Source organism: Streptomyces sp. NPDC050388 (genome assembly GCF_040655635.1).
Classification (GTDB): Bacteria; Actinomycetota; Actinomycetes; order Streptomycetales; family Streptomycetaceae; genus Streptomyces.
The window spans coordinates 16369-34723 of record NZ_JBFAKH010000039.1 but is presented as its reverse complement, the minus strand read 5'-3'; the positions used below and the strand labels follow the sequence as shown (position 1 = coordinate 34723).

Here is an 18355-nt window from a genome sequence, read left to right as displayed (position 1 = left end):
CTTGAGGTGCGCCGTCACGCGGACAGTTCCTCACGGAGCGCGTCGCGCAGGCGGATCGCTCGTTCCGTGACCGCCGCCGGGCCCAACGCCGCCGCGCGGTCGGCCCAGCGCTGGCCCTCGGCGAGCTCGCCCCGGCGCGCGTAGACCAGGGCGAGCCGCAGAGCCGCCCGGCCGTGTCCGGCGTCGGCCGCGCGGGTCCACCACACGGCCGCCTCGGGCTCGCTGCCCTCCCGGGCCAGCAGCAGGCCCAGGTTGAAGGCGCCGTTGCGGGAACCGGCCTCGGCCGCCTCCCGGTACCAGCGGGCCGCCTCGACCACGTCACCGCGGGCCGCGGCGAGCATGCCGACGCGCACCTGCGCGCGCCGGTGGCCCTGGGAGGCGGCGCGCTCGTACCACTCCTCGCACTCGCTGCGCCGGTTCACCGGTTCGCCCAGTTCATGCGCGGGCTCCGGCGGGCGACGCGCGTCCAGGACGGTGGCCAGGCGGTAGGCGGCCTCGGCGCTGCCGCCGCCCGCCGCGCACCGCAGGAACCGCTCCGCCTCGCCCTCGTCGCCGTCACGCAACCGGGCCATGCCGACCTGGAGGGCGGCTTCCGTGTGCCCGGCGGCCGCCGCCCGCTCGTACCAGCTCAGCGCGGCCGCGTTCTCCTCCCGGCCCGCGTGCAGGATGCCGAGGTTGAAGGCGGCGTCCACGCTCCCCGCCTCCGCGGCCTTGGAGAACCAGGGCTCCGCGCCCGTCTCGTCCCCGGCCCTCAGCAGCAGGATCGCCAGCGCGTTGGCCGCCTCGCGGTGACCTGCGTAGGCGGCCCGGCGGTACCACTGCTCGGCCGGTCCGGTCCGGCCCTGCTCGGCGCAGAGCAGGGCGAGGTTGTACGCGCCGTTGACGTCGCCCGCGTCCATCGCGGCCCGGTACCAGCGTTCGGCGGTCTGGGTCTCGCCGCGCTCGGCGTGCAGGGCGCCCAGCGCGTTGGCGGCGTTGCCGTCGCCGTCCTGGGCCGCGCGCAGCCACCAGACGGCGGCGTTGTCGGCGTCTCCGGCGTCGCGCAGCAGGAAGCCGAGCGCGCAGGCGGCCCGCGCCTCCCCGTCCTTGGCGGACGTCAGATACCAACGGCCGGCCTCCTTGAGCTCGCCGCGCTTCTCCAGGATCACACCGAGGTGCAGTGCGGCCCGGCGGTGTCCCCGCGCGGCGGCCTGCCGGTACCACTGCTCGGCCTCCTCCACTAACGGGGCGCCCCTGCCGTCGGTCTCCTCCGCGGCCTTCCGGTCCAGCGCCCTGGCCAGCCGGTAGGCGGCCTCCCGGTGCCCCCGCTCGGCGGCGGCTCGCATCCAGCGCTCGGCCCCGGCCGTGTCCCCGCGGTGTTCCAGCAGGTCGGCGAGCGCGTAGGCACCCAGCACATGGTGCTGCTCGGCGGCCTGGCGCAGCCAGTACTCGGCGGCGGGCTCGTCGCCGCGCTCGCGGTGGTGCCGGCCGAGCGCGTGGGCCGCCGGGGCGGAACCGGCGACGGCGGCGATCCGCCACCATCCCGCGGCCTCCTCCGCGTAGCCCCGCTGGAACAGGAGGACGCCCAGGTTGTTGGCGGCGGCACGGTCGCCCGCGGCGGTGGCGGCACGCAGCTGGGGTTCGGCTCCGGCGAGGTCGCCGCGGCGCAGCAACATGGCGCCGAGGACGCTCATCGCCTCCACGTCGCCGGCTTCGGCAGCGAGCCGCCGGCGCAGTTCCTCGGCCGCCTCGTCGGCGGCTTCCCCCGTCTCGTCGCGAGGTTCCTCTCGTGAGGAGGACTGCTCAAAACGCCCCGTCTCGTACAGAGTTGCCCTATCCCCCATAACGTCCATCGTCGCACCACCCGCAACCTGGGTACACCTGACATGCCGCAGTCAGTGAGGTCACTTCAGCGTTTTGTCGACATGCCCACAGAGAGACAAGTCAAACACAGATCGGCCAACTCCCGTCGCCGACGCGGCTGTCACCGGGTTCGGCACATGTGTTCGCACATCACAAAGGCCCGGATTCCTTGAGGAATCCGGGCCTTTGATGTCGCCGTCATCGCGACTTCAGTAGCGGGGACAGGATTTGAACCTGCGACCTCTGGGTTATGAGCCCAGCGAGCTACCGAGCTGCTCCACCCCGCGCCGTTGTGTGTACAACCGTACCACGGCGCGGGATGGGCCTTTGACCAGGCGGCTTGCTAGCTGCTCGGGCTCGGGTCGGGGCTGGGACTGCTCTTCGAGGCGTTCGAGCCGCCTCCGCCGGAGCTGCTCCCGCCCTCCGCGGACTGGGCCTTCTCAGCCTGGCGCAAGGCCTCCTCGAGATCCTTCTGCGCCTTGCCGTAGGCCTCCCAGTCGTTCTTCTTCAGGGCTTCCTGACCGGCCTGGAAGGCATCCTGGGCGTCGTTCAGGGCCGCTTGGACCGACGGGTTCTCGGACGTCGGCGGCGGCTGCGTGCCTTGGTCCTCGCCGGAGCCCCCGTCCTCGCCCGGTGGCGGCTCGGTGGCCGAACCCTTGGCCCCGAAGACCTTGTCGAGGGCCTGCTCCAACGTGTCCTCGAAGGCCGTCTGGCCTCCGTAGGTCACCAACACCTTCCGCAGCAGCGGGTACTTGAGTCCACCACCGCGTACGTAGACCGGCTCCACGTACAGCAGTCCGCCGTCGAGCGGGACGGCCAGCAGGTTGCCGTACTCGACCTCGGAGTCGCCGCCTCTCAGCAGCCTGATCGACTCGGCGATGTCCTGTTCGGAGTTGAACTGGCTCTGCACCTGCTTGGGTCCGGCCACCGTGGTGCTCGTCGGCAGCTTCAGGACTCTGATCTTGCCGTACCCCTCGCTGCCCGCCTCGGCGTCGACCGCCATGAAGGCACTGAGGTTGTCACGGCCGTTCGGAGTGAACGTCGTGGTGAGCGAGAAGGCCTGTTCCTTCTGGTCGGGCATCTTCATGCTCTGGTAGTACGGCGGTACCGCGTCACCCGTCTTGTTCGTCGGGTCGGCCGGCACCTGCCACACCTCGCTGCCGCTGAGGAACGTGGTGGCGTCCTTCACGTGGTAGCGGGTCAGCAGTTCGCGCTGCACCTTGAACAGGTCCTGCGGATACCGCAGGTGGTCCATCAGGTCGCCGGAGATCTCGCTCCTCGGCTCCACCGTGTCCGGGAACGCCTTCATCCACGTCTTCAGGACGGGATCCTTGGTGTCCCACTGGTAGAGCTTGACCTCGCCGCTGTACGCGTCGACGGTCGCCTTCACCGAGTTGCGGATGTAGTTGACCCGGTTCTCCTGGGCCACCACCGCGCGGTTGTCGTTGGTGGCGGTCAGCGAGTCGGCCGTGGTGTCACCGAGGGTCGTCCGCGACGCGTACGGATAGCCGTTGGTGGTCGTGTAGGCGTCGACGATCCACTGTATCCGGCCGTCCACCACCGCGGGGTAGGCGTCGCCGTCGATGGTCAGCCACGGGGCGACCGCCTCGACGCGCTCCTTGGGCGTGCGGTTGTACAGAATCCGCGAGCCCTCACCGATGGCACCGGAGTACAGGATCTGCGGCTCGCTGAACGCCGCGGCGTAGGCTGCCCGGTTGATCGGGTTGGCGAGGTCGACACCGCTGTCGCCCTTGTAGCTGGTCGTCTTCTCGCCGCTGTCGTCGGAGTAGTCGATCTCCTTCTGGGGACCGCCGACGATCGAGTACGTCGTCGTCCGCTCGCCGTAGTAGATGCGCTGCTCGTACGTGCCGAGGTCGCCCTTGGACGGCAGGTCGGACTCGGTGAACACCGGACGGCCGTCGTCGGCGCTGGTGCCCTTGGCGGCAACGGCACCGTATCCGTGGGTGTACCGGAAGTGGTCGTTGATCCAGTTCCGCTTGGGGATGCCGTTGAGGTTCAGCTCGCGCAGGCCGATGACGGTGTCCTGCTCCTCGCCGGTCTTGGGGTCGGGATAGCGGTCCACGTCCAGGTTGGTCGGGAACGCGTAGTAGTTCCTGATCTGCTGGAGCTGCTGGAACGTCGGCGAGACGATGTTCGGGTCCATGATCCGGATGCTCGCCGTCTCGGAGACCTGGTCCCGGAGCTTGGTCTTGTCCTCGGTCTGGCTGGTCCCCGGGTACTCGTCGACCTGGGCGTCGTCGATGCCGTAGGCCTCACGCGTCGCCTTGAGGTTCTTCTCGACGTACGGCGCTTCCTTGGCCTGCTCGTTCGGCTGGACCTGGAACTTCTGCACGATCGCCGGGTACAGGCCGCCGATGAGGATCGCCGACAGCACCATCAGGCCGAAGCCGATCACGGGCAGCTGCCACGTACGCCGCCACAGGGTGGCGAAGAACAGCAGCGCGCAGATCACGGCGATGCAGAACAGGATCGTCTTGGCCGGCAGATAGGCGTTGGCGTCGACGTACCGCAGACCCGTCCAGTTGTCGGTCGCCTTGAAGTCGCTGGACTTGACCGCCAGGCCGTACCGGTCGAGCCAGTACGCGACCGCCTTCAGGGCGACGAAGATCCCCAGGAGCACCGACAGGTGCCCGGTGGCGGCCGCCGTGGCCCGCGCGCCGGGGCTGGTGACCCGCAGCCCGCCGTACAGGTAGTGCGTCAGCGCGGCGGCGATCAGCGACAGGATCGCGGCGGCGAAGCCGAACCCGAGCATGAACCGGTACCAGGGCAGGTCGAAGGCGTAGAACGAGACGTCCAGCTTGAACTGCGGGTCCTTCTTGCCGAACGGCACACCGTTGACCCACATCAGCCAGGTCCGCCACTGACTCGACGCCGAAGCGCCGGCGATCAGCCCCACCAGTGCGGCGATGCCGAGCAGCAGCCACTTCTTGTACGGCGCGATGCCCATCCGGTACCGGTCGAGGTTCTGCTGCTCCAACGACATGGCACTCAGCGGCGGCCGCATCCGGTGCGCCAACCAGACGTTGAAGCCGACCGCGAAAGCCATCAGCAGGCCGAAGACGAAAAAGAGTCCGATCTTGGTCCACAGGGTCGTCGTGAACACCGACGAGTAGTCGACCGAGCGGTACCACAACCAGTCAGTCCAGAACCCCGCGAACATGGTGAACACCATGAGAAGGACGGCCAGGACGCCCAGGGTCATGAGCAGGGTCCGGACCCGCCGGGACGGGCGGCCCACTCTCATCCGTGGCCCTGTCGGGCCTCCGCCACGGTCCGGCATCTGGAAAGCCAAGGTAGGCACCTCGAAGTTCGCTGTTGATTCGTCAGGTCCGCGAGTTCGTGGACCATGCGCGGACCCGCGCAATCGCGGGCCCACACCTATGCAACTTACTCACCCTTTACTCAGTTCCCGATTCCGGTCCTGAACGAGAGAGGATTGTGACCATGTCCAACACACCCATGGCGGCGAACCCGCTCACCCGGGCCGTACTCGAGATCGACGAGTACGTCTCCGGCCTCGGCTGGGACCAGCCTGCCCGTCTCTTCGCCCTCGTAGACACCGCGCGGCTCCGCGCCGAACAGCCCTCGCTGGCGGACCGGCTCGGTCTGGGCGACGAGCAGGAGACAACCGCCCTCACCCCGATCGAGCAGGATGAGATTCCAACGGGCAAGCCGCTCGACGAGTTCCTGGGCACCATCGCCTGGCCCGACTCGGTCGCCGGCTGTGCCCTGACCGTGGAGCGTCTGATGCTGCCGCCGTCCGCGGAGGCCCAGGTCCCGCAGAACCTGGACGAGGCCGCGCTGGCAGCGTGGGTGGCGGAGCACCCGGAGCGCCAGGAGGTCCGTATGACGGTCGCGGTCCTGCGTGACGGCGCCCGGGATTCCGCACTGCGGCTGCGGGAGAAGGACTCGCCCACGGAGGTCCTCACCGGATCCGCCCTGGTGCCGGGTCTGGCGGAGGCGCTGTCGGCGACGTTCGCGGAGTAGCCCGCGCGGGACGGCAGGAAGCGTGCCCGCGCGGGCGGCAGCAGGCGTGCCCGCGCGGTCAGGAAGCCTTGCACTTCGGCAGGTCCGCGGTGTCACCGGAGCCGAGGTCCTTCATCGCGGCGAGGGCGTCGTCGATGGTGTCCACCTTGATGAGGGTGAGACCCTTGGGGGTGTCCTCGGCGGCCGCCGCGCAGTTGTCCGCGGGCGTGAGGAAGTACTGGGCGCCCTTGGCGCGCGCGCCGACCGTCTTCATCTCGATCCCGCCGATCGGCCCGACCTTGCCCGCGTCGTCGATCGTGCCGGTGCCGGCGACGAACGCGCCGCCGGTCAGGCTGCCCGGAGTGAGCTTGTCGTAGATGCCGAGCGCGAACATCAGACCGGCGCTCGGCCCGCCGACGTCGGCGAGCTTGATGTCGATGCTGAACGGGAAGGTGTGGTCGGTCCCGGCCGCGATTCCGACGACGGCACGCTTGTTCCCCGCGTCGTCGGAGGCCGTGGTGGTGATCGTGACCTTCTCGGTCCGCGTCGGCGTCCGGTTCTCCTTCTCGGCGGCGGCCTGCTCCTTGGCGGGCACGATCGTGAATTCGACGTCGTCGCCGGGCTTGTGCTCGGTCACGAGCTCGGCGACATCGGCCGGCTTGCGCACCGCGCTGCCGTCGACGCTCTTGATCACATCGCCGGCGTGCAGCTTGCCTTCGGCGGGGGACCCCTTGACGACACTGGCGACGATCACCCAGGACTTCACCGGGACATCGAGTGCCTTCAGGGCCGCGACCTTGGCGCTCTCCTGGGACTGGCTGAACTCCTCGGCGTTCTCCTGGGTGGACTCCTCCTCCGTCTTGCCGTCGGGGTAGAGCGTGTCGTGCGGCACGACCTTGTTGTCGTGCGCGAGCCATCCATAGATGGCCTCGACCAGGTTCATCCGGTAGTCGGCGCTCGTGACCCGCACCGTGGTCATGTTGAGGTGACCGTCGGTCGGGTAGGTCTTGCGCCCTTTGATGTGCAGCACCGGCTCGCCGTCGTGATCGCCCAGAGTGTTCACCGTCGGCCCCGGGGACATCTCCGAGTACGGCACGGGAATGAACACACCTGCGCACAGAAGTGCGATCAGCATCAGGGTGGAGGCGAGCATCGTCGCGGTGCGGCGTGGCATGCACCGACAGTACGGGACGGGTCTGTCAGCGCACCGTCAGGGCCGCCCGTCCGGGCGGCCCTGACCTCGTCGTACGCCGGTGACCTGCGGTTTTCGGCCCCTCAGTCACCCGAGGGCCGGGGCTTCTCCATGGCCTCGCGGAAACGGGCGTACCCGACGAGTTCGGGGCCGTCGCTCCGCGCTCTGCGCGTGCGGTTGGCCCAGGTGCCCCACAGTCCCGCGCCGACCGCGGTCATAAACGGAATCAGCAACCAGGCAAGAGCGGCCATGCCGACCTCCCAACCCCATGAACGCCCGCGACTGACTGATCAGCAGATTAACCATCCGTAGTGACAACGCTCATACCCGGGGTGCGGTTACGCAACCGGAGTCCGGAGCGAAGACAGCAAGGACAGGAAGACAGCAAGGACAGTGAGGACAGTGAGGACACGGAACGCCTCAGCAGGCCCCCACCCATTCCTCTGTTCCATCGGAGAACTTCTGGTGCTTCCAGATGGGCACCTCGTGCTTGAGGTCGTCGATCAGCTTCCGGCAGGCCTCGAAGGCCTCGCCCCGGTGCGGGCACGACACGCCGACGACCACGGCCAGGTCCCCGACCCGAAGGTCCCCCACCCGGTGCACGGCGGCCAGCGCCCGCACGGGGTACTCGGCGGCGACCTTCTCGGCGATCCGCCGCATCTCGTCCTCGGCGCTCGGGTGGCACGAATATCCCAGCTCGTCGACGTCGGCCCCGCCGTCGTGATTGCGCACGGTACCCACGAACAGCGCCGTCCCGCCGGCCGCGTCATCGCCGACGGCCCGGAAGACCTCGTCCACGGACAGTGGCGCGTCCCGGATCGCGATCAGCTTGATCGGATCCTGTGCCGCCTGCTCACCGGGGTGATCTCTCGTGGATGCCATGCCCCCATCGTGCCCCACGCCCACGCCGGCACGGAACAGCTCCACCGCCCGTTCACCCCGCGCGCGTAGCGGGGTCTCCCGGTCGGCGGCTCCTGCCCCGTTCTCAGATCCGTCAGATCCGTCGGCGGGTCTTCCGCGCCCGCCGCACCACCGCGGCCGCGCCCAGCAGGGCCACCGTCGCTCCCGCGGCACCCGCCGCCGTCGCGTCCTTGCGGCCGAGCCGCCGCCCGGCGACCGTGTGCCGACCGGAGACCTCCTCGAGCAACTCGGCGAGCACCTCCTCGTTGGTGTAGGTGGGCCGCCACCCCGCGTCGTGCAGCCGGCTCCCGCTGACCACCCAGGGGTGCATCGTGTACGCCAGGTCCCCGGCCGGGGACGGGGTCAGCCCGATCCGGTGCAGCCGTGCCGCCGCGCCCAGCGCGACCGCCGACGGCAGCTCCATCCGCCGGATGCCGCTGAGCTCCTCGACCTCCTCCTGCTCCAGCCATCCGTCGCACCCGACGGCCAGCTCACCGTCGACCTCTTCCCGGACCGCGTACTCCAGGGCGCTGCACAGATCATCGACGTGGCAGAACTGCCACGCGGGCCGCGAGCCGGCCACCACGAGCAGCCGCGGGGACTCGAAGTACCTGGTCAGTGCGGTGTCGGTGCCTCCCACCAGCACAGCGGGCCGTACCACCGTGACGTTGAGACCGGGGTGCGCGCGGGGCGCCCTGCGCGCGAGCCGCTCGATCTCCAGGAGATCGCCCACGCCGGTGGCCTCGGCCGTGGCCCGCAGTTCCGCGTCCTCGGACAGCGGCAGCTCGTTGTCCGGGAGCGCCCCGTAGACCATCGTCGAGGTGCACAGCACCACCCGGCGCACCCCGGCCGCCGCGGCGGCCGTCAGCACGGTCTGCGTCCCGCGGACGTTGTAGGCCGTTCGGGCGGCGGCCTCGGTCTCCAGGTCGAGGTCGAGTGCCAGATGGACCACGACGTCGGCCCCGCGCAGCTTGTCCGCGATGGCGGGATCCCGTACGTCCAGGATGTGCCAGTGCGCCTCGGCGCACTCGCCGCGGCGCTCGTCGATGGCGATGACCTGCTTGATCTCTTCCGAGGCGGCGAGTCGCTCGGTGAGCAGCGCGCCGACACCGGCCGCGGCGCCGGTGACCGCGACGACGGGCCCGCGCGGGGACGACGGGTGGGTCGACTGGTTTCGCGCTGCGCGAACCTGCGGATCTGGGGAACTCACCGGGCGTCTCCAGCGGTTGTCTTCAGTACGAGCGCATGCGAAGCATGTGTACCAGGTGGCATCCATCCTGCCGCAGGCCTTCTGTCGGCGAAGCATCGAGGCCCGAACCGCTTCAGGTGTCTACGCTGGGTGGTGTTGTCGGGCAACCGTGCCGCCGGAAAGAACCGGTGGCCCTACCAGCCGAGGAATCCCGTGAGTGACACCCCATTCGGATTCGGCCTTCCGCCGGAGGAGCCGGACGACGGCGACGAGGGCAAGAAGAAGGACCCGCAGAGCGGTGGTGGTCAGGACCCGGCCAACCCGTTCGGTTTCGGCATGCCCGGGGCGGGCGGCTTCGGCGGCCCCGGTGCCGACAATCCGTTCGCCGCGATGTTCGGTTCCCTGAACCCCAACGACCTGGGCGCCGCCTTCCAGCAGCTCGGACAGATGCTCTCCTACGAGGGCGGTCCGGTGAACTGGGACATGGCCAAGCAGATCGCCCGCCAGACGGTCTCCCAGGGCACCTCGGACGGCACGAAGGACGCCAGCGTCGGCCCCGCCGAGCGCAGGGCCGTCGACGACGCCGTCCGTCTGGCCGACCTGTGGCTGGACGACGCCACCTCGCTGCCGTCCGGTGCGGCCTCCTCGGTGGCGTGGAGCCGCGCGGAGTGGGTCGAGGCGACCCTGCCGGCGTGGCGGGAGCTCGTCGACCCGGTCGCCGAGCGCGTCGGGGCCGCCATGGGCGACGTCCTGCCGGAGGAGATGCAGGCCATGGCGGGCCCGCTGATCGGCATGATGCGCTCGATGGGCGGCGCCATGTTCGGCACGCAGATCGGCCAGGCCGTCGGCGTGCTGGCCGGTGAGGTCGTCGGCTCCTCCGACATCGGCCTGCCGCTCGGCCCGGCCGGCAAGGCCGCGTTGCTGCCGGTGAACATCGCGGCCTTCGGCAAGGACCTGGGCATCCCGCAGGAGGAGGTGCGGCTGTATCTCGCCCTGCGCGAGGCCGCCCACCAGCGACTGTTCGCTCACGTGCCGTGGCTGCGCTCACACCTGTTCGGCGCGGTCGACGGCTACGCGCGCGGCATCAAGGTCGACACCGCCAAGCTGGAGGACGTCGTCGGCCAGTTCGACCCGCAGAACCCGGAGCAGTTGCAGGAGGCTCTCCAGCAGGGAATGTTCCAGCCGGAGGACACCCCGCAGCAGAAGGCCGCCCTGGCCCGTCTCGAGACGGCGCTGGCCCTCGTCGAGGGCTGGGTGGACGCCGTGGTGCACGCGGCGGCGAAGCCCCGGCTGTCGTCCGCGGACGCGCTGCGCGAGACGCTGCGCCGCCGTCGCGCCTCGGGCGGCCCCGCGGAGCAGACGTTCGCCACGCTGATCGGTCTGGAGCTGCGCCCGCGCCGGCTGCGCGACGCCTCCCGCCTGTGGGCCTCGCTCACCGACGCCCGCGGGGTCGACGGCCGGGATGCCCTGTGGGCCCACCCGGACATGCTGCCGACGGCCACCGACCTGGACGATCCGGACGGTTTTGTGCACCGCGAGCAGATCGATTTCTCCGAACTGGACAAGATGCTCGGTGAGGCGGCCGGCAAGACCGACCTCAGGAAGAGGGACGAGGGCACGGACAACCACGAGGGCAAGGGCGACGGCACCGAGTGAGCCTGTACGACGACACGGTTCTCGTGCTCAAGGGGTACGAGGACCAGCCGGAACTCCGCCAGGCCTACCTCGACCACCTCGCCGCGCACCAGGACGGCATGTGGAAGGCCTGCGACGCCGGCCACATCACCGCGAGCGCCCTGGTCATCGATCCGGAGCGCGGCCGGGTGCTGCTGACCCTGCACCGGAAGCTGCGGATGTGGCTGCAGATGGGCGGTCACTGTGAGCCGGGTGACGCTTCACTCGCGGCTGCGGCTCTGCGGGAGGCCACCGAGGAGTCGGGCGTCGCGGGGCTGACACTCCTGAAGGGCGGGCCGGTGCGTCTGGACCGGCATGCGATCCCGTCGCCCTGCCACTGGCACTTCGACGTCCAGTACGCGGCCGTGGCGTCCCCGGACGCCGCACACGCCATCAGCGACGAGTCGCTCGATCTGCGCTGGTTCCCGTACGACGAGGTGGCGGACGTGGCCGACGCCTCGGTCGTCCGCCTGCTGGAGGCGACCCGGACGAGACTGGGCGTCTGACGCACGGGCGCCCACGGGACGAGCACTGCGCGAAGAGCGCACGCGTGTGGGGGGCAACCGCCACGGGCGGTCGCCCCCCCACCTCTGCCCTGGCCAACGGCTCAGCTCCAGACGTTGCCCTGGTTCTGTCCACGGGCGCCCTGCTGGCCCATGCCGTACTGTGCGGCGAGGCCGGAGCCGATCTGTGCGTTCTGCGGAGGCAGCAGCTCGCTGGGCTGGACGAGTGCGAAGCCGCTGCCCATGAAGCTGAGCTCCCAGCCCTCACCGGTGCTGCCGCGGCGCCGCCACACCCCGGAGGAGTGGGTTTGGGCCTGCATCTGCACGCGCAGCCCCGTGGACCAGGCGACGATCGCGTCGGCGTCGCAGCTGACGTACTTGTCCGGCGTCACCTGCATCAGCAGCGGCATGCCGGAGGTCATCAGCGCGACCTTGCCCTGACCGGTGATGTTGAGCTGGTACTTCCCGGAGCCGGAGATGCCGTACAGGCTGTCGACGGCGATGACCTCGTGGTGCAGCGAGGAGTCCATCGCGAGCACATAGCTGCTGTCGACGGTCAGCCCCTCACGGTCCACGTCCATGAGATGGATGTGCTGGGCGAGGTTGGCGAGGTAGACCGTGCCCTGCCCGTGGCAGCGCATCAGGTCCAGTCCCTCACCGGTGCGCGCACGGCTGTGTGCCTGACCGCGGCTCTGGTACTCGGCGTCGAACTCGACGAGCCCCTGATAGGCGATCATGCTGCCCTTGCGGGCGAGGATGTCCTCATGGCCCCCCAGGGCGACCCGGAGCATCTGCTTGTTCTGCAGGCTCCAGCGTTCCTGGGTCTGCTGGTCGTTGTAGGCGAAAAGCGGGCTCTGCATGGTGTGGTTGCTCCCCCTCAGCCCCGGACCCGGAGACGGTCGGTGCTGTCCTCACTGGGCTGGACGACGACGATGCCCTGACCGGAGAACGCCATCTGGTAGGCCTCGCCGCTGCCTCGGCCGATCAGCGACTGTGCCCGGAAGCTGCGCTTGCCCTTCACCTTGAGGTTCGGGGACCAGGCGACCAGGGCGTCCGGGTCGACGTACGTCTCGTCCTCGCCACCGCCGCAGTCGACGACGATCGGCTTGCCCCGGGAGGTCAGCGCGACCCAGCCCTGCCCGGAGATCCTGGTGTTCCACAGGCCCTGCCCGGCGAACTTCGCCAGGCCCTTCACCCGCTCCACGCCCCAGGACAGGTGGGCGTCGAAGGCGAGCAGGTTGGTGGCGTTGACGGAGATGCCGTCGCCGTTGAGGTTGATCACGACGACGTCGGCACCGTAGTCGGCGAGGTAGAGCAGGCCGTCGCCGGAGCACTTCATCAGCGGCGCGCCCTCCCCGGTCATCCAGTCCCGCGCGATCTGGCGCACGGCCGACGGGTTGGGCTCGTACTGGACGAACCCTTCATAGGCGACCATGGACCCCACGCGCGCGAAGAGGTCGTTGCCGGTCTGCATGGCGACCTTCAGCATGTGGTTGCCGTGGTTCTCCATGCGCGCGGTGACGGGGGCGGGGGCGTAGCCCGCGAGTGGCTGGTTCATGACGGGCTCCCTCAGATCTCGTACGGCTGGACGACGATGAAGTTGCCGGGCGCTCCCCGGAACTGGAGGTTGACGCCCTCCCCGGTGTCGCCGGGGTAGGAGTTGCGGCGCATTCGCACCTGACTGGAGACGATCACCTGGGAGGCGGCCGACCAGGCGACCACGGCGTTGCAGTCGGCGAACGTGGTGGGCGTCACCGGCAGCACCACGGGCACACCGTGCGTCTTCACGACGATGGTGCCGGTCCCCTGGAACTGCATCGTGAACAGCGCGCCACCGGGAATGCCGTGCCCCTCGATGCGGCGGACCTCGTACTGGAGGCCTTCGTCGAAGGCGAGGACGTTCTCGGCGGAGACGCACACGGCGTCGCCCTGGAGCTCGATCGGGTGCAGCATCGTGGCGTCCTCGGCGAAGAACACCTGGCCCTGGCCCGTGCAGCGCATCAACTGCATCTCCTGGCCGGTCGCGTTGCCCACGATCCGGCCGGTGAACCCCGCGCCCTTGTAGCTGAAGTCGACCTTGCCCTGGTAGAGGACCATGCTGCCCTGCCGGGCCAGCACGGGCTGACCGCCGATGCCGAGGTCGACGCGGACGAGCTTCCGGTTCTGCTGGGTCCAGCGCTGCCCGGTGGGCGTCTCCTTGAACATCTGGAGCGCGCCGAGCACACCCGGGGTCTGCGGTGCGCCCTGGGGAGTGCTCTGCGGTGCCCCGTAGGGCGCATGCGGGCCGGGCATCTGACCCGGCAGTCCGGGCGGCGGCTGGCCGTAGCCGGGTGGGGGTGTCGGATGACCGTGACCGGGCGGCGGGGCGGGAGCCTGCGGTGCCTGCGGCTGTGCGCCGTAGCCAGGGGGCGGCGGGGCGCTCGGAGCGGGCGGGCCGGGTGGCGGTGGCTGCTGGCCGGGCCTGCCGAAGGGCGCGGGCGCCGGGGCCGGAGGCGGCACCGGGAAGCCGCCGGGCGGAGTGTTCAGGGGCGCGACGATCGTCTGCGCGGCGTGTACCGACGGCGCCGGAGCCGGTGGCGGGGTGGCGCCGGGGGGAGGGGCGAAGCCCTGTGCCGCGGGCTGAGGGGCCGGCGCGGGGGCGGGAGCGGGCGCGGGGGTTCCGGGGACGGCGAACGCGGGCGGCGCGAAGCCGGGGGCGCCGCCCGCCTGCGGCTGCTGCGGGGCGGCGGGCTCCTCCTCCGCCACCTCACCGCCGAAGTTCTTCAGCAGCGCTTCGAGCCCGCCGTCGAAGCCCTGACCGACGGCGGCGAACCGCCACACGTCCTTGAAGTAGAAGTCACCCAGCATCACCGCCCGCTCGGTGGAGAACTCAGAGCCGTCGAAGGGGTAGCGGGCCACTTCCTCGCCGCCCGCAACGATGCGGATGTATCCGGGACCGATCTGGGACATCTGCCCGGCGCCGTCGAGCGTCGCCGTGAAGGACAGCTTCCTGATCTGCTGTGGGATCCGGTCCAGCGTCACCCGGAAGGATTCCGTGTCGCCCGCCTGCGCACCCAGGAGCTGAAGGGACTCCTCGGGGGACTTCGGCTGGTTGAAGAAGACGAAGTACCGGTCGTCCGAGAGCCGTTCGTCGGCGTCGAGACCGAAGCAGCTGATGTCGAAGGTGAGCCCGGGGCCGGAGATCTGCACGCCGACGTACAGGTCCGTGCCAGCGGTGAGGTCACTGATCCTGGCCTTGTGGCCGCGTTGGAATTCCCTGGCCATGCGTACGACCGTCCCCCATCCCGAATGTGAGTGCGTCGCGCCAGGCTAACGGCAAACCCGGACAACCGACGAAGTCGGTACAGACCCGGTACACAACACGCGCGTGCCCCTACGGCGTGCTCGCTTCGGACGGCGTCCCCTCGGTGCGGGTGCCGGACAGATGCGGCAGTCGCTCGGCCGCGACCACGCCTTCGAGGTAGCCCCGGGCCCGTTCCGTCTTCGGATACGCCTCCAGCAGGCGCCAGAAACGGGGTCCGTGACCGGGCACCAGCAGATGCGCCAGCTCGTGGCAGAGGACGTAGTCGACGACGTACTCGGGCATGCCCTGCAGCCGGTGCGACAGGCGGATGCTGCCCTCGGACGGCGTGCACGAGCCCCAGCGCGTGTTCTGGTTGGTCACCCACCGCACCGAGCGGGGCAGGGCCCGCCCGTCGAAGTACTGGGCCGACAGCCGCTCGGCCCGCTCGGCCAGTTCGGTGTGCCCGAGTGTCCGCCTGCTCTCCTGGGCGGCCAGCTTGTCGAGCATGACGTTCACCCAGCGCTGCTCCTCCGCCTCGGACATCCGGGCAGGAATGAGCACGACGGTGCGATCGCCCTCGCGGTACGCGGACACCGTTCTGCGTCGGCGGGAACTCCGGCGGACCTCGATCGCGCTCGCCCGCGAGCCGTTCATCGCCTGGCTCGTCGTGCTGCGCTGTGGCGGGGCGGCGCGGTGCGGTGGGTCGGCGGGCACGCCCCGACGTTACCCGCTGCCCACGGGGAAGTCCCGGTTCCGGGACGCTTCGATGTCGAACCCCCACCATGCGCAGGATTCATAGGATCATTTTCCCCTTCTGTGGACAACTTTCCGCACACTTCTTCAAAGCCGTGCATGCTGGCACTCGTCGACCGCTCCACGAGCGGGTTCAGCCGTACCGGGCTCCAGCGGTACCGGGCAGCGCGGTTCAGCGGTGCCGCGACGGGTTCGGTGACACACGGCACTACGGCAGCGATCAAGGGCACACGGGGGACCTGGCATGCATCCGATGGTGAAACCCGCGCTCCGGCGCGGATGGCGCGACCTCAACACCGTGCAGTTCGGGATGACACCCGCGCACGCGTTGACCCTGGGGCCGGTGGACACGGCGACGGGCAGCTTCCTCGACCTGCTCGACGGCACCCGCGGGCTCGATCACCTGCGTGAGGAAGGCCGGCGCATGGATCTGCCCGACGGCCATGTCGACCGGCTCATGACCAGACTGTCGCGGGCCGGGCTCCTGGACGACTCCCGGGGCGGTGGTCCGGCCGCCGACGCCCTGCGCGAGAAGCGGGAGGTCCTCGACCGACTGCGCCCCGATCTGGCCTCGCTGACCCTGACCACCTCCGCACCGGGCGACGCGCTCGGGCGACTCGCCGCGCGCCGCGGCGCGCGGGTGCAGGTGAGGGGCGCGGGCCGGGTGGGCGCGATGCTGGCGGCGCTCCTGTCGGGAGCCGGTGTGGGCGAGGTCGACGTGCGCGACATCGGGCAGGTCGAGCCCTGGGACGTCGCACCGGGCGGCCTGCCCGCCGAAGCCGTCGGCGACCGCAGGGACGAGGCGGCCCGCCGTGCCGTACGCCGCGCCGCGCCGGACCGACCGCGGCACCGTACCGCCCGGTCGCCGTCCGAGGGGGGCGATCCCGGGTTCTCCCTGGTGATCCTCGCTCCCCGGGACGATGTCGCCGTGCACGCACCAGACCCGTCGGGGGCCGAGCCCCTGGTGGCCTCCGGAACACCCCATCTCCATGCGGGCGTGGCGGAGGGCACCGGTGTCGTGGGACCACTCGTCCTGCCCGGTGAGACGGCCTGCGCGGGCTGCCTCCACGGGGACCGGACCGACCGGGACCCGACCTGGCCCCGTATGGTCGCCCAGTGGCGCTCCGGGCGGCAGCGTCGGGTGGGAGCCTGCGACATGGCTCTGGCCGCGACCGTGGCCGGACTGGCCGGCGCCCACGCGCTGGCTCACCTGGACGGCCATGTTCCGTCCAGTGCCGGCACCCGTTGGGAAGCGTCCCTCCCAGGTCTGCACTGGCATGCGCGGCCGGTCCGGGCGCGTCCCGGATGCCCGTGCGGAGCGGCGGAGGGGGACGCGGTGAAAGGCATGTCGGAACACACCTCCGAGTACGGCCGGGCGCACGAGACAATGGCCTCGCAAGGGCCGTCGAAGGAGTCGCGCCGTATGGCGGACGCGGAGCGGTCGGCAGGGACTTGGAGGGCGCATGTCTGATCTTCCCCGGAAGGCGGTCACCCGGACCGCCAAGCTGGCCGCGCTCCCGCTCGGCTTCGCCGGGCGGGCGACCTGGGGGCTCGGCAAGCGGATCGTGGGCGAGTCCGCGGAGATCGTCGGCCGGGAGCTGCAGCAGCGCACCGCGGAACAGCTGTTCAAGGTGCTCGGCGAACTCAAGGGCGGCGCGATGAAGTTCGGCCAGGCCCTGTCGGTCTTCGAGTCGGCCCTGCCGGAGGACATCGCCGGGCCCTACCGCGCGGCGCTGACGAAGCTTCAGGAGGCGGCCCCACCCATGCCGACCCGCACCGTGCACGCGGTGCTGGAGGAACGGCTCGGCGAGGGCTGGCACGACCTGTTCCTCGAGTTCGAGGACAAGCCGGCCGCTGCGGCCTCGATCGGCCAGGTGCACCGGGGAGTGTGGCACGACGGCCGCGAGGTGGCGGTCAAGGTCCAGTACCCGGGCGCCGGCGAGGCCCTGCTGTCCGACCTGAACCAGCTGAGCCGGTTCGTCCGCCTGCTCGGCCCGCTCGTCCCCGGTGTGGACGTCAAGCCACTGATCACGGAGCTGAAGGACCGGGTCTCGGAGGAACTGGACTACGCCCTGGAGGCCCGGGCCCAGCAGGCCCACGCCGAGGAGTTCGCGGACGACCCCGACGTCGTCGTACCGGCAGTGGTCCACCAACGCGAGCAGGTGCTGGTCACCGAGTGGATGGACGGCGTACCACTGTCGGAGATCATTTCGGACGGCACGGAAGAGCAGCGCGACCGGGCCGGTCAGCTCCTGGCCCGCTTCCTGTTCTCCGGCCCGGCCCGCACCGGGCTGCTGCACGCCGATCCGCATCCGGGCAACTTCCGTCTGCTGCCCGGCGGTCCGGACGGCGAGGACGACTGGCGTCTCGGCGTACTGGACTTCGGCACGGTCGACCGTCTCCCGGGCGGGTTGCCCCACCCCATCGGCGAGGCCCTGCGGATGACACTGGACGGCGAAGCGGAGGCCGTCTACCGGATGCTGTGCGCGGAGGGTTTCGTCAGGGAGACCATCGAGCTGGATCCCGACGCGGTCCTCGAGTACCTCCTGCCGATCATCGAACCGGCGCGGGTCGAGGCGTTCACCTTCACCCGTGGCTGGATGCGCGGCCAGGCCGCACGCATCGGCGACCCCCGCTCCCCGGCCTACCAACTGGCCAAGCAGCTCAATCTCCCTCCGGCGTATCTGCTGATACACCGGGTGACCCTGAGCACGATCGGTGTGCTGTGCCAGTTGGGCGGGACGGTACGGCTCCGCGATGAACTGCAGGAGTGGCTGCCGGGATTCCTCCCGGAGGAACCGGGGCTGAAGGAACCGGGACTGGAGGAACCGGAACTGGACGCGGAGAGCGCGGTGGAGGCGGCGGGAGCGGAAAGCACGGGGGCCCCGGCGGAGGAGAAGTCGGCGGCTCAGCCGTGAGACGCGCGGGCCGCGCCCGCCGTCGCGGCCCGCTCGGTGCAACGCACCGCGGGGGCCGGTCCGTTCGGCACGGACCGGCCCCCGCGGTGGAGAGAGACCACCGGGTCAGCCGGA

The 18355-nt window shown here is 70.6% G+C and carries 15 protein-coding genes and 1 tRNA gene; 5 read left to right on the top strand and 11 right to left on the bottom strand.

Features of this window, described 5'->3' with window-relative positions; all coding sequences use genetic code 11:
• Positions 1-14: 14 nt before the first annotated feature.
• The 3 genes from AB0I73_RS22600 to AB0I73_RS22590 all read right to left on the bottom strand — a co-directional run bounded on the left by AB0I73_RS22600 (position 15) and on the right by AB0I73_RS22590 (position 5143).
• Positions 15-1832 carry a tetratricopeptide repeat protein gene (locus tag AB0I73_RS22600; protein WP_363040023.1) on the bottom strand — a complete coding sequence of 606 codons (1818 nt, stop codon included), beginning with the start codon at positions 1830-1832 and terminating at the stop codon, positions 15-17.
• Between the two features lie 223 nt (positions 1833-2055).
• A tRNA-Met gene (locus tag AB0I73_RS22595) sits at positions 2056-2129 on the bottom strand.
• 56 nt (positions 2130-2185) lie between these two features.
• Positions 2186-5143 (bottom strand): UPF0182 family protein, encoded by a 2958-nt coding sequence (locus AB0I73_RS22590; protein ID WP_363040098.1) that lies wholly within the window; start codon positions 5141-5143, stop codon positions 2186-2188.
• A 164-nt stretch (positions 5144-5307) separates the two neighbouring features.
• Here AB0I73_RS22590 and AB0I73_RS22585 point away from each other — a divergent pair, with 164 nt between their 5' ends.
• Positions 5308-5850 (top strand): PPA1309 family protein, encoded by a 543-nt coding sequence (locus AB0I73_RS22585; protein ID WP_363040021.1) that lies wholly within the window; start codon positions 5308-5310, stop codon positions 5848-5850.
• A 58-nt stretch (positions 5851-5908) separates the two neighbouring features.
• Here the strand turns inward: AB0I73_RS22585 and AB0I73_RS22580 are convergent, their stop codons facing one another.
• The 4 genes from AB0I73_RS22580 to AB0I73_RS22565 form a co-directional block, all read right to left on the bottom strand.
• A complete protein-coding gene (locus tag AB0I73_RS22580; RefSeq protein ID WP_363040019.1) occupies positions 5909-7003 on the bottom strand; it encodes a PDZ domain-containing protein in 1095 nt (364 codons plus the stop codon).
• A 101-nt stretch (positions 7004-7104) separates the two neighbouring features.
• Positions 7105-7272 carry a hypothetical protein gene (locus AB0I73_RS22575; RefSeq protein ID WP_181383367.1) on the bottom strand — a complete coding sequence of 56 codons (168 nt, stop codon included), beginning with the start codon at positions 7270-7272 and terminating at the stop codon, positions 7105-7107.
• 169 nt (positions 7273-7441) lie between these two features.
• Complete coding sequence (locus AB0I73_RS22570) at positions 7442-7903, bottom strand: molybdenum cofactor biosynthesis protein MoaE (RefSeq protein WP_363040017.1); 462 nt, start codon at positions 7901-7903, stop codon at positions 7442-7444.
• Between the two features lie 112 nt (positions 7904-8015).
• On the bottom strand, positions 8016-9131 hold the full coding sequence (locus AB0I73_RS22565; protein ID WP_363040015.1) for an SDR family oxidoreductase: 1116 nt from the start codon (positions 9129-9131) through the stop codon (positions 8016-8018).
• 192 nt (positions 9132-9323) lie between these two features.
• On the opposite strand from AB0I73_RS22565, the gene AB0I73_RS22560 reads away from it, so the two are divergent.
• Together AB0I73_RS22560 and AB0I73_RS22555 are read left to right on the top strand one after the other, a co-directional pair.
• Entirely contained in the window at positions 9324-10766 is a 1443-nt protein-coding gene (locus tag AB0I73_RS22560; protein WP_363040013.1) for a zinc-dependent metalloprotease, read from the top strand.
• A complete protein-coding gene (locus tag AB0I73_RS22555) occupies positions 10763-11290 on the top strand; it encodes an NUDIX hydrolase (protein ID WP_363040011.1) in 528 nt (175 codons plus the stop codon). The genes AB0I73_RS22560 and AB0I73_RS22555 overlap by 4 nt, the downstream gene beginning before the upstream one ends.
• Before the next feature lie 101 nt (positions 11291-11391).
• On the opposite strand, the gene AB0I73_RS22550 is transcribed toward AB0I73_RS22555, so the two are convergent.
• The 4 genes from AB0I73_RS22550 to AB0I73_RS22535 all read right to left on the bottom strand — a co-directional run bounded on the left by AB0I73_RS22550 (position 11392) and on the right by AB0I73_RS22535 (position 15284).
• The gene (locus AB0I73_RS22550; protein WP_363040009.1) at positions 11392-12147 is read right to left on the bottom strand and encodes an AIM24 family protein; all 756 of its coding nucleotides are present in this window, start codon (positions 12145-12147) and stop codon (positions 11392-11394) included.
• A gap of 17 nt (positions 12148-12164) precedes the next feature.
• Positions 12165-12845, bottom strand: a complete 681-nt coding sequence (locus AB0I73_RS22545) for an AIM24 family protein (RefSeq protein WP_363040007.1) — start codon at positions 12843-12845, stop codon at positions 12165-12167.
• Between the two features lie 11 nt (positions 12846-12856).
• Complete coding sequence (locus tag AB0I73_RS22540; RefSeq protein WP_363040005.1) at positions 12857-14551, bottom strand: TerD family protein; 1695 nt, start codon at positions 14549-14551, stop codon at positions 12857-12859.
• 109 nt (positions 14552-14660) lie between these two features.
• Complete coding sequence (locus AB0I73_RS22535; RefSeq protein WP_363040003.1) at positions 14661-15284, bottom strand: M48 family metallopeptidase; 624 nt, start codon at positions 15282-15284, stop codon at positions 14661-14663.
• Positions 15285-15567: 283 nt separating this feature from the next.
• Here AB0I73_RS22535 and AB0I73_RS22530 point away from each other — a divergent pair, with 283 nt between their 5' ends.
• Positions 15568-16794, top strand: coding sequence for a ThiF family adenylyltransferase (locus AB0I73_RS22530; protein WP_363040001.1), 1227 nt, complete (start codon positions 15568-15570; stop codon positions 16792-16794).
• Positions 16787-18241: an AarF/ABC1/UbiB kinase family protein gene (locus AB0I73_RS22525; RefSeq protein WP_363039999.1), complete on the top strand. Its 1455-nt coding sequence runs from the start codon at positions 16787-16789 to the stop codon at positions 18239-18241. Before AB0I73_RS22530 ends, AB0I73_RS22525 begins: the two co-directional genes overlap by 8 nt.
• Positions 18242-18355 lie beyond the last annotated feature (114 nt).

Bases quoted from the DNA above. Each gene is read 5' to 3' on its own strand.
- AB0I73_RS22525 (WP_363039999.1), top strand. From the start codon at position 16,787: ATGTCTGATCTTCCCCGGAAGGCGGTCACCCGGACCGCCAAGCTGGCC.
- AB0I73_RS22545 (WP_363040007.1), bottom strand. From the start codon at position 12,845: ATGAACCAGCCACTCGCGGGCTACGCCCCCGCCCCCGTCACCGCGCGC.
- AB0I73_RS22540 (WP_363040005.1), bottom strand. From the start codon at position 14,551: ATGGCCAGGGAATTCCAACGCGGCCACAAGGCCAGGATCAGTGACCTC.
- AB0I73_RS22600 (WP_363040023.1), bottom strand. From the start codon at position 1,832: ATGGACGTTATGGGGGATAGGGCAACTCTGTACGAGACGGGGCGTTTT.
- AB0I73_RS22590 (WP_363040098.1), bottom strand. From the start codon at position 5,143: ATGCCGGACCGTGGCGGAGGCCCGACAGGGCCACGGATGAGAGTGGGC.
- AB0I73_RS22580 (WP_363040019.1), bottom strand. From the start codon at position 7,003: ATGCCACGCCGCACCGCGACGATGCTCGCCTCCACCCTGATGCTGATC.
- AB0I73_RS22570 (WP_363040017.1), bottom strand. From the start codon at position 7,903: ATGGCATCCACGAGAGATCACCCCGGTGAGCAGGCGGCACAGGATCCG.
- AB0I73_RS22550 (WP_363040009.1), bottom strand. From the start codon at position 12,147: ATGCAGAGCCCGCTTTTCGCCTACAACGACCAGCAGACCCAGGAACGC.
- AB0I73_RS22585 (WP_363040021.1), top strand. From the start codon at position 5,308: ATGTCCAACACACCCATGGCGGCGAACCCGCTCACCCGGGCCGTACTC.
- AB0I73_RS22575 (WP_181383367.1), bottom strand. From the start codon at position 7,272: ATGGCCGCTCTTGCCTGGTTGCTGATTCCGTTTATGACCGCGGTCGGC.
- AB0I73_RS22530 (WP_363040001.1), top strand. From the start codon at position 15,568: ATGCATCCGATGGTGAAACCCGCGCTCCGGCGCGGATGGCGCGACCTC.